Origin of the sequence: Streptomyces sp. NPDC002825 (assembly GCF_040295385.1) — a bacterium.
Classification (GTDB): domain Bacteria; phylum Actinomycetota; class Actinomycetes; order Streptomycetales; family Streptomycetaceae; genus Streptomyces.
On the sequence record NZ_JBEOVH010000005.1, the window covers coordinates 63,913 to 78,297 of the forward strand.

A 14,385-nucleotide genomic window follows, 5' to 3' on the forward strand; every position below is an offset into this window, starting at 1 on the left:
CACAGTCCGGTGCGTTTCCGTCCGCGTACGACGCGGCGTACGACTGACGTGAACCGCACGTACGACTCCACCTACGACTCGACGTACGACTCCACGTGCAACCAGGCCACCCTGCCGGTCCGCGGGCCCCCCGGGCAGGGCCACGGGGCCGCACCCGGGGGAAGCGCGCTCTGCGCTTTCGGGCAGTCGGCCCCTTGCGGCCGGACTGGGCGTCGCTCAGATCAGGCCGTTGCGCAGGGCGAAGCCGACCGCGTGCGTGCGGTTGCGCAGCTGCAGCCGCGTGATCACCTCGTGCAGCACGTTCTTGACGGTCCGTTCGGAGTACGAGGTCTTCCGCGCGATCTCCGCGGTGTCCAGGCCCTCCGACACCAGCCGCAGCATGTCCGCCTCGCGCGCGGTGAGCGTGGAGAGCGACGAGGTGTGCGGGTCGAGCGCCGCGCGCTGCAGGCTGCCGACATGGTGCATCAGGCGGGCGACAAGGTCGCCCGGCAGCACCCCCTCGCCCTTCGCCATGGCGAGCACCAGCCGTAACAGCCGGTCCTGGTCCGCCTCGGCGCGCCGCAGCACCGCCGTGACCCCGCACTCGATGGCCCGCTGCAGGGCGTCCCCGGACTCGAAGGTGCCGACCACCAGTCCGGTGGAGGTGCGCGAGTCCTGCCGAAGCCGCCGCAGCAGCGCCACGGTCTCGTCGTCCACCCTGTCCACCGCCACCAGCGACACCTGCGCGCCCTCCGGGCGCCCCTCGTCGACGAGTTCTATCTCGGGGCGCTGGCGCAGCTGATGGACCACCCCGACGTGCAGCACCGGATCGGCGGCGTACACCGCCACCGAGACCCGCCGCCCCGAACGGGGCGGCGGGACGGTACCGGACGAGGAGGTGATGTCGTTCTGCAGACCTTGCGTCATGTGCTTTCCCTGTTCGTGGAGACATGTGGGGGGATAGGGAGATGCGGAAAGGGGCAGGAGAGTTCCGGCGCGCGGAATCGGCTCACGCGCCCAACTGCCCGACGGGGCAGCACCGTTGCCCGGTGCGTTGCCCTCCGATCCGTCGCGGCGCCCGCGGCGCCGTCGATAGCGTCGGGGGGTGACGTCCCCAGCAGCCTCTTCCAGCCCTGGCACGCCCGCGCTCGACATCCCGCGGGTGTCGGTGACGCCGGGCGGCACCGCGACCACCAGCCTGACCGTGCGCAACGACGGCGACATCGTCGAGGCGTACGGCCTGGAGGTGGTCGGCGACTGCGCCGCCTGGACGACGGTGGAACCCGAGCGGGTCTCCCTGTATCCGGGCACCTCCGAGACGGTGACGATCCGGCTCGCGCCGCCGCGCTCCTCGCAGGTACGGGCCGGCGACATGCCCCTCGCCGTACGTGTGCTGCCCACCGAGCACCCCGAGGCGGTGCGGGTCCCCGAGACCGTGGTCCATGTCGAGGAGTTCCGGGAACTGCGCACCGCCGTCGCCCCGCGACGCCGCCGCGGCTGGCTCCGGGGGCGCTACCGGCTCGCGGTGCGCAACGAGGGCAACGCGCCCGTACGGCTGGGCTTCACGGCGGGACAGCGCGGCGAGGAGCTGAAGTTCGACTTCCGGCCCACCGCCCAGGCGCTCGAGCCCGGGGAGTCCGCAGAGGTGGGGCTGCGCGTCCGGACGGGCCGGCCGGTCTGGTTCGGAACGCCGGTCACGTGGCCCTTCACCCTGGACGTGACCGAGGAGCGGGACGCCGAGGAGGCTGAGGACCCGACCCTGGTCCGGCCGCCGCTGGACGCGGAGTTCGTCCAGATCCCGATCTTCCCGAGGTGGCTGCTCGTGGTCCTGGCGGCGCTGCTCGCGCTGCTGATCGCCTGGTTCGCGCTGGTGCGCCCGGCGGTGCGCAGCACCGCCAAGGAGGCCGCCGACGAACTCGTCCAGAAGCGGCCGGCCCCCAGTGCCGAGCCGAGCACACCGCCCTCCACGGGGACCGGCGACGGCAAGCAGCCCGGCGGCACCGGGAAGGGCACGGGCGGGAACGGCTCCGGCGGCGGCTCCGGCGGGGGCACGGGACCCGGCGGCAGCTCCGGCGGCGGGCAGCAGGGATCGACCACGATCGACCTGGAGACCTCCGGCGGCCGGACCGAGACCGGCACCTACACAGTGCCGAAGGACAAGGCGTTCGACATCACGGACATCGTGGTCGCCAACTTCCAGGGGGACGAGGGCGTGATGACCATCGCCTTCGGCGACCGGAAGATCACGACGATCGCCCTGGAGACCTTCCGCAACCAGGACTACCACTGGGTCACCCCCATCAGGATCGTCGAGAACCAGACCGTGACCATCCAGGTGACCTGCGCGAAGCCCGGCACTCCCGCCACCGGGCGACAGGCGCAGAAGTGCCACGAGGTCCTGAACGTGAGCGGAGTGCTCAGCGACCTCAGGTGATCCGGTGGTACGGACCATCCTCGGTGAGATCCGTGGAGGTGCAAGCCGCGCGGGGCCGCGCTGTCCAGAAGGTGACGGCCCCCGGTGACGAGGAGCCGTCCGGTTTGCGGACATGTGTTCGCGGGTGAAGATGGGGCAAAGCGGCGGACTTCGGTCCGCCGTTTCGCGTCCGGCGGGCGGGGCAGGAAGACCGGATCACACCCGTCGGACCTGCCGGCCCCGTCGGACCTGCGGGTCCTGTCGGACCTGTCGGCCCCGTCGGACCTGCCGGCCCCGTCGGACCTGCCGGCCCCGTCGGACCTGCCGGCCCCGTCGGACCTGCCGGCCCCGTCGGACCTGCCGGTCCTGTCAGGACACCGGCACCGTCAGCTGCTGTCCCGAGCGCAGCACGACCCTGGCCGAGCCGAGATCGACCGTGTTCGGCAGCATCGCCTGCGGCCGCAGCAGGTCCTTGAGCAGATACCTCATCAGCTCCTCGCCGGACATGGCCTTGAGCCGGGCGGCGAGCTCCGGATTGACCGGCTCCAGCCGCAGGATCTCCACGATCCCCCGCTCCACGAGGCCGGGCACGATGTCCGCGCCCATCAGCGTGTTGGACCGCAGCCGCTCCTCGTGGACCTGGGCGTGCGCCCCGCCCCCGTACGTCATGGTGCTGAACTCGTCCGCCAGCGCCTGCGTCATCACGAACGGGATCTGTCCGCGACGCTCCGGGTCCGACTCGTTCTCCATCTCGTCCATCATCCGCGAGTGGTCCATCTTGTCGGCGGCGGCCGTCGCCCCGACGTCGAACTTCCGTACCGGCAGCGTGAACTCCGGCGAGAACTGGTCCTCCCGGGTGCCCAGCCGGCTCTGCGTCCGCGCCCGGTCGGAGGGCTGCGCCCGCACCGTCGGGTACTCGCGCTGGGCGAAGTCGCTGAGCATCAGCCAGCCCTGGGTCATCAGCGGGGAGCCGGCCAGCGGGATCTCGATGCGGGCCGGCTCCGCGCCGCCGAACCGGGTCTCGCGGAACGGGCTGCCCGGGTACTCCAGGAAGAAGAAGACGAAGCCCTCGTTGGCCAGGACGTGCTTGTCGTACGCCTCCGAGTTGTTCGGCGCGCCGGGATTCGCCCGGAGCAGCTCGGTCTTGGACTTCATGTGTCCCTGGGCGAGCATCTGTTCGGCCCGATCCCGGCCCGTGTAGTGGGCGAGCACGCTCTGCCGCAGCGCCGTCCCCAGCTTGGTCCGTACGTCGGTCACCCAGGCCTCGTCCTTCTTCGGGGCGACCTCCTTGTTCATGCCGGCCAGGTTGAGCTCGGACAGCTCGCGGAAGTAGCTCGGCCCGCGCATGCTGAACGCGGCCGCGCTGTCGGCCCACTCCTCGCGCTGCCAGAGCATGCCCTGGTCCGTCATCGCGCGGAAGGGCTCCCGGGCGGCGTCCGGCAGGCTGTCGTCCCGGCTGATCTGGCCCCGCACGACCTGGAGTTCGCTCTCGACTGCGGTCAGGGCCGCGGTCAGGAACTCCAGGTTCGGGCCGTTCGCGTCCTCCACCTCCGGAGCGATCAGATGCTGGAGCTGCGTCAGCGCCATCAGACAGTGCATCGCGTCGCGGTTCGGATCCTCGTCGTACGCCTTGATGCCGTTGCGTACCTCGGTCACGAGCGGGCCGCTCGCGGTCGGCTGGGAGCGGTTCAGCGATGCCTTGACCCGCCCGAACAGGCCTCCGCCACGCGTCGGCTCGGCCGTGGCCGGCAGTGACTTGCCCAGCTCCTCGTGGCCCTTGCGCTGTACGACGCCTCCGGACCCGGCCGTCGGCCCGGTCCCGGTCCGGGAGCCGTGATCGTGCTCTTCCGTGGCGTGGCGGCCGGCCGGTCCGGACATCACCCGCCGCGCGTTCGCCTCGGCCGCCCGCTCGAACCCGTCGCCGGGGTCGCTGACCCGCAGTCCGTGGCCCGTGTCCGTCCCCGCCACCGGTCCCTGCCGTTGCTGGATCACATGCGTCAGCTCATGGGCGAGGGTGTGCTTGTCCTTTCCGCGGTCGGTGAGCACCACATGGTTCCCCGAGGTGTACGCGCGGGCGCCCAGCTCGTCGGCGGAGCGCTGGGCGACCGGGTCGGTGTGCAGCCGTACGTCGCCGAAGTCGGCTCCGAGCCGGTCCTCCATCTCCGTACGCACGGACGCGTCGAGCGGCCGTCCCGGCGACCGGAGCACCTGGTGCGCCGCGGCACGCTGCACCGGCGCGGCCTCGTCCTGAGCCTCGCCCCGGGACGCGGCGGCGCGGCCGGCGGCGAGCATGCGGGTCACCGCCGCGTTGCCGACGGCTCGCTGGAGCGCCGGAAGAGTGCCCGCCGCCGGGTTCGTGACCGGCGGCGCGGCTGCGGGCCGCTCCTCGGCCCGGCCTGGCTGCCGGGACCGGGCGGGGCCGTCCTTGGCGGCGTCGGCCGAGGCCTTGCGGTGAGCGGGGCTGCGCATGGGGTCTGCCTCCCGGGAGACGCGGTGGGACGCCCTCCTGCCTACCAGCGGCCCGGCCGCCCGGCCATGCCCGTTCGGGCAGAACCGGGGGAAGACGGAGGAGGACCGGCCGTCGATCAGGCGGTGCCGGAACCGCTGCCGGATCCGCCGCCGGCGCCGCCGCGGGCCCGGCTGGACGGATTGCTCTGACCCCGGTCGTGCTGATACGCCTCCTCGGCCCACCGGGCGAGACTGTCCAGCTCCGTCTTCAACTCGTCCCAGGTCTTCTTGTTGGAGCCCATCGTGCGGATCTCGAACGGCACCATCGTCGAGCCCGCCTCCTTGTGCGGGGCGATCTGGTTCATGCCGCCGAACACGCTCTGCTGGTCCACCTGGGTGTCCCCGTGGATCGCGGACCGGGCGAAGTCGATGAGCGACACCGGGTTCCCGTCGATCTCCCGGGTCGCCTGTTCCCGGAACTCGAGTTCGTGGTCACCCTGCCCCGGTTTCTCCTGGTAACCGGCCAGGACGTCGACGACCTCCTCGGCCGTGCCCGTCAGGAAGGCGCGGAACTCCTCGGCGAGCAGCGCGCGCACGTCCGAGAGCCGGGATCGGGAGAGGACGGCCGTCAGGTTCTTGATCTGGCCCGAGTCCCTGTCCTCCGCGAGGTAGTCGGCCACCGCCGCGACCTGCATGAAGAACAGCTGCGCGTAGCCGTTGAGTTCGTCCGTCTCCACCTCGCGCTTGCGCTTCTTCGAGGCGTACGTCGCCTTGTTCTCCTCGTACAGCTTCACGATGTCGTCGGCGAAGTCCTCCGCTTGCGAAAGCCGGAACCGTGCCCGGCGGCTCGGCGCCCCCGGCACGTCGGGCGCGGCCTCCCGCAGGTGGTCGAAGAACAGCGGCATGCCCCGCAGCGGGACACCGACCGAGTAGTGCACGAACAGTCCGTCACCGTTGCCGGACGAGCCCGCCTCCTCGGGATAGCCCACGCCCGGCGCGACGCGGGCGTCGGCTCCTGCCGGAAGGATCTGCAGGTCCAGCGCCATGCCCGCCAGCGGTGTCCGGTCCGCGGCGGCGTAGAACCCCTCACGGACCCGCCTGATCTCGTCGACCAGCCGGACCAGCCGCTCCCGGCCGGACTCGCTCTGCGGGCCGACCACCTTGACCGCCCCGGTCACGAACTCGATGTTCGAGTACGTGCCTTTCCTGCCCGCCCCCAGGAGCCGCTTGTCGGAGACGACCTTGAAGTCCTCCCTCGTGCTCTGGGCCAGGTCGGTGTCACCCGGGTAGTTGTGCCCTGCCGAGTCCTGCACGGGCAGGCTGACCTCGGTCTCGAAGCCCAGCATGCGCTGCACGGGCGCGCCGTCGCCCGCCCGGCCGGGCCGCCCCGGTTCCGCGGTCGCGGACTCCCGCCGCTGCGGGTCCCGTTGGACCGGCGGGCCGGACATCACCCGCCGCGCGTTCGCCTCCGCCGCCCGCTCGAAGGCGTCCGACGGGTCGGAGAGTGCGAGCCCGGCCCCGTTGTCCGTACCGGAGACGGGTCCGCTGCGCTGCTGGATGACATGCGTCAACTCGTGGGCCAGGGTGTGCTTGTCGGCGCCGCCGGAGCCGATGACCACATTGCTGCCGGTGGTGTAGGCCCGCGCCCCGATCTCGGCCGCGGACCGCTGGGCCGTCGCTCCCGTGTGGACGCGTACGTCGGAGAAGTCCGCGCCGAGCCGGTCCTCCATCTCCCGCCGCAGCGGCTCGGCGAGCGGCCGCCCGGGCCGCCGGAGCACGTCGGGGACGAGGGAACGGGGCGCGGCGTCCTGGCCGTGGCCGCAGTCCGCGTCGTGCGTGTGCCGCTCGCGCTGCACCGCCCGTGCCACGGCCGCGTTCCCGATGGCCGCCTGCAGCGCACCGGCCCGGCCGAGGGACACGACACCCGGTCCTGGCACGGCGGGCCCGACTGCCCTGGTCGCCTGGCCCTGACCCCGTGCCTGCCCCGTACGTTCGTCACCGGCCGCCCGCTCGCCGGGAGCCCCGCCCCGACCCCTGGCTTTCGCGTGCACCAGACCCCCTCCGGGCCGACCTCACCGCCACTTTCCCTGATGCCTACCTCGGCCCCGGTCGCCGCACACAGGTACCGGAGGGCAGTCCCGGGTCCACCGTCGGTGCCCTCGGCGGGCGCTGCGCCTCCCACACCCTGGCCCGGTGGCTCGGACACTCCTCGCCGACGATCACCCTCGGTCCGTTTGGGGAGCCGGGAGACCGGCTCTCCGGCCGGAACTTGCCGGGTTCTCTCCAGCGCCGTCCACCGGTGATTCCTGCCCTCCACGCCCCGGAGAAGTCGTCCGCGGATCGTGAGGCTGAAGAGAATGGGTGGCCTGGGAAAGTGTTGGAAGAGGTCGTAGCGACCCGCTATGTCACGCCCTTGCGTGAAGGCGGCTCGCTCCCCGGGATCGTCGAGGCCGACGACCTCGGCACGTACGTCATGAAGTTGTCCACCTATTGGTGCTGACCTGCATCGATGCGGCGGCGCCCACCCCTGACCTGCGCGGATACGTCTTTCAGCGTCTTTCGGGATCGTGCTGCGTTACGCAGTCGATTCTCCCCACGCGCTCCCCAGGGCCGTCGATACTCCTCAGATCCTCCCCAGGAAGTGCGGTTGCGGCGGGCTGTGGTGGTACGGGACATCATCCCATCGGAGGCGCTGCCAAGGACACGCTGAGCGACTGCCCATGGTGGCAGCGCAGAAGCGTGGCGCAGAGCGGATGAGCGCAAGGCGTGAGTCTGACGCTGCCTGAGCAGGGCCACCTTCGAAGCCCGCCGTTGGAAGTCGATCTCATTCCGATGACCCACCACGTGGAGTGCGTGGCGATCCTTGAGCCTGCTGAAAAGGGCCGCTGACCTGCCGTTTCTCTGAGTATGCGTATGGGCGTTACGTGCGTTAGGTGCGATATCTTGACGCATGTTCGACGCGCGTGACGCACGTTTGACGTGCGGATGGCGCGGTTTCTGATGGGTCGTCATGCGTGATTGTCGACCGCCCGGGGCGGGCGAGGCGGCCGCGCCTCTCATCCGTACCCACCACGGCCACCTCGGCCACCTTTGCCTCGACCCTCCGGAGGTGGCCGTCTCGAACCTGGACACCGAGGCCGTCTCCCTGGGACCTTGCCTTGCGCATCTCAACCCCAGCCTGGTCGGCACTCTGAGCGCGACGGAGCAGAGCCCGCTCCAGGCCCATGCGTCGGCCGGCACTCGCTCGTGGACGGCCGCGCTCGGTCAGCGCACACCGCCGACTGGGCGGGTGAGGAAACTCCCGGAGACCCGCTCCGACACCTCCGTCGGGCTGCGGCGGCTGCAGCGCACCTCCCGGAATGTAGGTATCGCCTGGGCGCGGGCTTTTCCGTAGAGGTTGTGCGGTGTCAGTGCGACAGGCCGTCGCGGCGGCTTCCGTCGGAGAGGAGGCTGCGCATCAGGGCGACGGCGCGGTCGATCGCCGGTGCCTCCCCGATGACGACAGGGGCCCATTCCAAAGCCGTACCCAACTGCACCATGATCTCGATGTGCTCCGGATCCACGGGGTGTACGAGGTTGGCCGACAGTGCCTGCTCGATGCCCTCCTGCAGGGCGGGCTTGACGTCTCCGCTGTCCGACATGAGCACACGCAGAGCCAGTGTCGGCTCGTTCTCCGCGAACTGCCGGAGCGGGGGGAATCCGGACGTGGCGACCATGAACCGCCGGATGGTGTCCAGGGCTCGGTCTATCCCCTCGCCCTCTGCCTGCTCCGTGGCCGACTGCCACGTCTGTCGGGTCAGATCGGCGAGCACCTCGCCGATCAGCCGCTCGCGGTCGCCCACCCATCGGTAGAGCGTCGTCCGGCCCACCCCGAGCCTCGCGGCGAGCGTCTGCATGTCGACGCGCTCGCCGCGCAGGAACATCTGCCTGGCGAAAGCGAGAGCGTACTCGCGACTCGGCCGCACGAGGTGCGGTGGATCATCGTTCTTCTCGTCAGCAGCGGGTGCCATGGTCACATCCTACGCAGGGTGAACACTTCATCGAAATGATCCGCATGGAACATTATTGACGCATGTTCCATGCGGGGCTAGCGTCTCGTCACACTTCGCCGTGAACACCCGTGCACATGACCTGACGCACGTGGAAGGACTCCCATGCGCTCACCGCTGACCGGACTCGGTGTCTCCGCCGTAGCCCTGGCCCTCGGCATCACCGCCGCCTCCCTGCCCCAGACCGCCGATGCCGCCAAGCTCCACCGAGCCGAGTCCGCAGGGCACGCGGCCGCCGCCTGCTTCTGGTTCGGACCCACAGGCCGAGTCGATGATTCGGACGACAACTACGCATTCCCGGACTCGGGAGCCCGCTACTGGGGGGCGGTCCTCACCCTGCCCAAGGGCGCACGCCTCACTTTCGAGCACGAGTTCGCGCATGCCCGCTATCAGTCGTTGAACAGCTACAACAACACCACTCACGCACCCACCGACGCCCTCAACGACATCTCCACCGCGCCGGATGAGGGTTCCCGCAATCCTTACCTGCCGGGCGCCAAACGGCATGGCAACCACAAGCGCGCTTACACCGCGACCCTGCTTGGTGAGCAGCCGCCGGCCGATCCCGACGATCGCGCTCCGAACACCCTCTATGCGGGGGTCCCCGGGCAGCAGGAGCTGACGCTCCTGTACCGGGTCTACCTCCCTGACCGCGACCGGGACGCCACTGGAGGCGTGGGACTGCCGCGCCCCCGGCTCCATCTGGCAGATGGCACCACACTCACCGGAACCGACGTGTGCGCCGCCGTGCAGGCCGAGGAGCGCGACAAGATACCGGTGACCAACCTGCCCCTGAAGTCGTACCGGGCGCTGCGTGAACAGCCGGGCAAGCCAGTCGGCTTCCCCGCGGAGCCGAAGCCCGTCTGGCGCACGTTCTTCAACCCGGCCTTCAATCTGGCCTGCGTCTACCAGGGCAAGTGCACAGGATCTCCTGTGAAGACAGGAGGTCAGTACTCCAACAAGGACAACGAGTACGTCTCAACGTACGTCAGTCGCGCCTTCGGTGACGTCCTCGTGCTGCGCGGGAAGCTCCCGGTCACCCCGGCGACGGCACTGCGCAGTCCAGTCAAGCGTCTCGACGCGGAGCTGCGCTACTGGTCCCTGTGCTCGAACGAGAGCTACGCGACCACCAGGGCCGTCGCGTGCCTGTACGACGATCAGCTGGTCACCGACGCCGACGGGAACTACACCATCGTCCTGAGCCTTCCGGAGGACCGGCCGGCCAACGCCACCGTCAAGAACGGTGTCAACTGGCTCAGCCTCTCGCCGAAGGGCGATGGCGCAGGGCACCTGGACGACACCATGCTCAACATCCGCAACATGCTCCCGTCCTCCGGATTCGCCCACGCTGTACAGAACACCAGAACCCCTGGCGACGAGCGCGGCGTCATGGGGCCGTACCTGCCTACCGGTACCTACACCACCACCGAGTCCTTCGAGGCACTGGGGACGGCGGTCCGTTGAACACAACTCGTCCGCGCAGGTCTCCGGTAGCGGAAGGACCATGACGGCAATGCCCAGCGCCACACGCCTCGCCATCGCCAAAGCGCTCGGATCCATGACGGGGAAGCCGCCGAATCCGGAGCAGTATCGGGCCGTGTCGAGAAGTCGCCACGGCGACGATCCGACAGCCACGCCGGTTGTTCCCGGCAGAGCCCGTCGACTTACATCACGGACCATGTACAGACATTCGATCACCACGGCGGCAGGCTTGCTGCTTCTTCCGCTCGCGCTCCCGGGCGTGCCGGCGCAAGCGGAGGAAGCGCCCGCCGGCAGCGGGACAGTGACCCGCATCATCACACTCGACAGTGCTCCGGCAGCGCGCAAAGTTGCCGCACCCGACCGAGCGGCGGCGCGAGGCGCTGTCGACGCGGCCCAACGGGATCTGGTTCGCGCCGCGCGGGACGCGGGCATCGACCTCACGGTCAAGACCCGGTACCGCGAAGTGGTCAACGGCCTCTCGGTACGGCTGTCGGCCACCGATGCCGAGCGCCTCGACGGCGTCCCCGGAGTCGCCGCGGTCGCCGAGCCGACGGTTCACGAGACGCCGGAAGCACCGGCTCCGGTCCCGACCGCGGTTCTCGAGAAGGCCGCCGAGAGTGCGGAGGCGGCGGCCCGCTCCACGGGCGCCCCCTCCGGGCGTGAACTCATCACCACGACCGAACTGACGGGAGTGCCGGAGGCTCATCGGCGGGGCGCGACCGGCAAGGGAGTCACCGTCGGGATCATCGACAGCGGCATCGCCTACGACCATCCCGCACTCGGCGGGGGCGGCTTTCCCAACGCCAAGGTGCTGGGCGGCTACGACTTCGCCGACGGAGATCCCGACCCCTACGACGAGCTCAACACCGCCGCCGCCGGGCACGGCACCCACGTAGCGGGCATCGTCGCAGGCCGGGACACCCACATCGAGGGCGTGGCGCCGGAAGCCACCCTGCGCGCGTACCGCATATTCGGAGGCAAGGGTCCGACCACCGACGAGACGGTCATTTCCGCGCTCGATCGTGCCGCCGCAGACGGGGTGGATCTCGTGAACATGAGTCTCGGAGCGAAGGGAGAACGCAGCAACGACCTGATCTCTCAGGCCGTCGACGCCCTCGTCGGTTCGGGCACGCCTGTCGTCGTCGCCGTCGGCAACGGCTACGCGGGCCCGTTCAACGCCGGCGCCCCCGCGGTCGCCGACGGCGCCATCGCCGTCGGCAGCACGTACAGCACGAGGTTGCCCTCCCTCGCCTTCCTTCTCAACGACGACGCGAAGGCTCCCGTCCCGTTCCAGCCGGTCGGCCTCGGCCCGATCGCACCCGCTGCGGGCAGCGCACCGGTCACTGAGATAGCCAGCGGCTGCGACGCTCTTCCCGCCGGCAGCCTTGCGGGCCGCGTGGCCCTGTTCACGTCCCCAGCCGGCACTGCCGGGCTCTACTGCAAGCCGATGGACGTGGCCCGCACAGCAGAGGCAGCGGGCGCCGTCGCGGCGATTTACCACAACCCTCGCCTAGAACCGGGAACCATGCCGGGCTCGCCGTGCTGCAGGGCCATCGGCATCCCGGTCGTCTCGATCCGAGGCGTCGATGCCCAGCGCATCAGAGCCGCCGCACCCGAGGTCGCGGCACTCACCTGGGGTGCCTATGCGGGTTCTCCGCTGCCCTCGCAGGTAGCCGGCCTGATGGACCACTCCTCCTCATGGGGGCCTGGCAACGAACTGGAGTTCAAGCCGGACGTGGCCGCACCGGGCGGCTTCATCTACTCCGCTCTGCCGCCGTCGCGAAGCTGGTACGGGGTCATGTCCGGCACGTCCATGGCAGCGCCGCACGCCGCGGGAGTAGTGGCCTTGCTGCTCGAGGCCACACCAGGGCTGACACCGGAGCAGGTACGGACGGCACTCCTGAGCACCGCGACACCGCTCGCCATGACCGGAGCGCCCGAGCGCGGGCGGCAGCCCGTCGCTCAGCAGGGCGCTGGCCGGATCGACGCGCTCGCAGCCTTGTCCTCGGCCGTCGGCGAGCTGCCGACAGTCAGCCCGGGCAAGCTGCCGCTGGGGGACACGGAGGGACGACAGCAGGTCCGTCGCATCACCCTGCACAACCCCACCGACCAGCCGCTGACCTATAGGATCGGTCATGGATCCGCCGTCTCCGCCGCTCCGCCCTACACCGCCCAGTGGATGCCCACGGACGCCGTCGGTACGGCAAGGTTCGACGGCGACGGCCGGATCACGCTCACACCGGGCGGCAGTGGTTCCGTGACGGTCAGGTTCGAACAGCCCGAGGGGGTCGTTGCCGGCACTCTGTTCGGCGGCTGGATCGAGTTCACCGCGGACGGGACGGACGCGCCCCAGCTGAGGGTGCCATACCTCGGTGTAGCCGGAGACTTCGACGCCGTCTCCGCGATCAACCCGACATTCACCGAAATCAACAAGACTCTGGACAATCCCGCTCTGCGCCCGCGGTACTACTCCTTCGGTAGGAGCGAGCCGATCGTCGTCGACTTCACTGATGCCTCCACGGCCAACGACAAGGCGTGGGTCATGCTGTCGCACGGCTTCCCATTGCTCGAGCGGCTGCGTCTCGAGGTCCTGGATCCCGCGGGCCGTGTCGTCGCCACGCCGCATGACGCGTCGTGGGTGGCGCGCAACTCCGGCGCGGGAACCGGCATGGACTTCCTGGGATGGGACGCCACCATCGAGGATGGCTCTCCGGCGCCGGCCGGCGTGTACCGGCTGCGTCTGGTCTTCGACAAGGCGCTCGCTGACAGCGACCGAGCACCGAGCGTCCAGACCTGGACCTCTCCGCAGATCACCCTGGCCCGCTGAGGACGCACGGACAGCGAAGTGAGACAACCGCCGATCGGGGTGCCAGACCGGTCGGCGGTTCGGTCTTGGGTGTGGCCGGGCGGCTGTCGCCCCCGTCCCCGGCTCGGCGCCGTGACCTCTGACAATCCGACCGGCAAGCATCACGGGGCAAGATTCGGAGAGTGCGCATGGCGCTGCAGGACCTCGGACTCACGTCCGACGAGGAGGCGGTCTACCGCACGCTCATCGCTCAACCGTCCACGGGTACCGACGCGGTGGCCGAGGCCGCGCGGCTGCCCCCTGCCAGGGCCGCAGCCGCATTGCGCTCGCTGACCGCAGCCGGCCTGGCCGCCGCGCGGGAAGCCGACGGTACGTACCTCGCAGCCCCGCCCGCCATCGCGCTCGGCGCCGAACTCGCCGCCCACCGCGAACGCCTGCAGCGGGCCGAACTGGCTGTGGCCGAGCTGGTCGAGACCTACCGGACGGGCACCCTCGACCGCGCGCAGCGGGAACTGGTTGAGGTTGTGGAGGGGGTGGACGCGGTGAGACAGCGCTACATCCAGCTGCAGCTCGCCGCCACGCGAACGATTGACGTCTTCTCGACCGGCTTGGCGCGGGCGGTGGGGCCCGGAAACACCGAGGAATCCACGGTGCTCGCACGCAGCGTGCGGGTACGAGCAGTGATAGACCAGGCGTTCCTGACAGAACCGGGCGGTACGGAGAACGTCGACCGCTCGCTCGATGACGGCGTCCGGGTCCGGACCACACCTGAGATACCCCTCAAGATGATTCTCTGCGACGGCGAGGTGGCCATGCTTCCGCTGCTGGGCAGGGGAGCGGAGGTCGATCCCAGCCTTGTCCTGCGAGGCGGGATGGCGAACGTCGCCCAGGCGCTGTTCGACGCGGTATGGGAGCGGGCCATTCCCTACCAGGAGCACCGTTTCGACATCGACCAGCTGGACACCCGCATCCTCAGGTTGCTGCTCGCCGGCCTCACCGACACCGCGGTGGCAGGCCAGCTCGATCTTTCCGCGCGAACCGTCCAGCGACGCCTGCAAGCACTGATGGCCCGCGCCGGGGTCACCACCCGGCTGCAGCTCGGATGGCATGCTCGTCACCATGGTTGGGCCTGAACACCGGCGCCACGGCGTTCGCGGACTGCGTTTGCCAAGGCCGTGAGAACGAACGGCCCTGTCACGGCGGCGTCT

At 70.3% G+C, this 14,385-nt stretch carries 9 protein-coding genes and 1 pseudogene; 6 read left to right on the top strand and 4 right to left on the bottom strand.

The features are described from left to right. Positions 1-216 precede the first annotated feature (216 nt). Positions 217-906: a helix-turn-helix transcriptional regulator gene (locus tag ABT041_RS08810; RefSeq protein ID WP_351181256.1), complete on the bottom strand. Its 690-nt coding sequence runs from the start codon at positions 904-906 to the stop codon at positions 217-219. Positions 907-1,084: 178 nt separating this feature from the next. Between ABT041_RS08810 and ABT041_RS08815 the strand changes: the two genes are divergently transcribed. After that, positions 1,085-2,413 (top strand): COG1470 family protein, encoded by a 1,329-nt coding sequence (locus ABT041_RS08815; RefSeq protein ID WP_351181259.1) that lies wholly within the window; start codon positions 1,085-1,087, stop codon positions 2,411-2,413. A 348-nt stretch (positions 2,414-2,761) separates the two neighbouring features. On the opposite strand, the gene ABT041_RS39010 is transcribed toward ABT041_RS08815, so the two are convergent. Together ABT041_RS39010 and ABT041_RS08825 are read right to left on the bottom strand one after the other, a co-directional pair. Beyond that, a complete protein-coding gene (locus ABT041_RS39010) occupies positions 2,762-4,861 on the bottom strand; it encodes an eCIS core domain-containing protein (protein ID WP_502976414.1) in 2,100 nt (699 codons plus the stop codon). A 116-nt stretch (positions 4,862-4,977) separates the two neighbouring features. Continuing rightward, the gene (locus tag ABT041_RS08825; protein ID WP_351181262.1) at positions 4,978-6,759 is read right to left on the bottom strand and encodes an eCIS core domain-containing protein; all 1,782 of its coding nucleotides are present in this window, start codon (positions 6,757-6,759) and stop codon (positions 4,978-4,980) included. 455 nt (positions 6,760-7,214) lie between these two features. Between ABT041_RS08825 and ABT041_RS39015 the strand changes: the two are divergent. Then, positions 7,215-7,325: pseudogene (locus tag ABT041_RS39015) on the top strand (HipA family kinase); the annotation flags it as partial. 281 nt (positions 7,326-7,606) lie between these two features. Continuing rightward, on the top strand, positions 7,607-7,729 hold the full coding sequence (locus tag ABT041_RS08830; RefSeq protein ID WP_351181265.1) for a hypothetical protein: 123 nt from the start codon (positions 7,607-7,609) through the stop codon (positions 7,727-7,729). A 518-nt stretch (positions 7,730-8,247) separates the two neighbouring features. On the opposite strand, the gene ABT041_RS08835 is transcribed toward ABT041_RS08830, so the two are convergent. Next, on the bottom strand, positions 8,248-8,850 hold the full coding sequence (locus ABT041_RS08835) for a QsdR family transcriptional regulator (RefSeq protein ID WP_351181268.1): 603 nt from the start codon (positions 8,848-8,850) through the stop codon (positions 8,248-8,250). 144 nt (positions 8,851-8,994) lie between these two features. Here ABT041_RS08835 and ABT041_RS08840 point away from each other — a divergent pair, with 144 nt between their 5' ends. The 3 genes from ABT041_RS08840 to ABT041_RS08850 all read left to right on the top strand — a co-directional run bounded on the left by ABT041_RS08840 (position 8,995) and on the right by ABT041_RS08850 (position 14,310). Further along, on the top strand, positions 8,995-10,353 hold the full coding sequence (locus ABT041_RS08840) for a hypothetical protein (RefSeq protein WP_351181271.1): 1,359 nt from the start codon (positions 8,995-8,997) through the stop codon (positions 10,351-10,353). Positions 10,354-10,402: 49 nt separating this feature from the next. Next, positions 10,403-13,198, top strand: a complete 2,796-nt coding sequence (locus ABT041_RS08845; protein ID WP_351181274.1) for a S8 family serine peptidase — start codon at positions 10,403-10,405, stop codon at positions 13,196-13,198. A gap of 167 nt (positions 13,199-13,365) precedes the next feature. Continuing rightward, positions 13,366-14,310 (top strand): helix-turn-helix domain-containing protein, encoded by a 945-nt coding sequence (locus ABT041_RS08850; RefSeq protein WP_351181277.1) that lies wholly within the window; start codon positions 13,366-13,368, stop codon positions 14,308-14,310. Positions 14,311-14,385 lie beyond the last annotated feature (75 nt).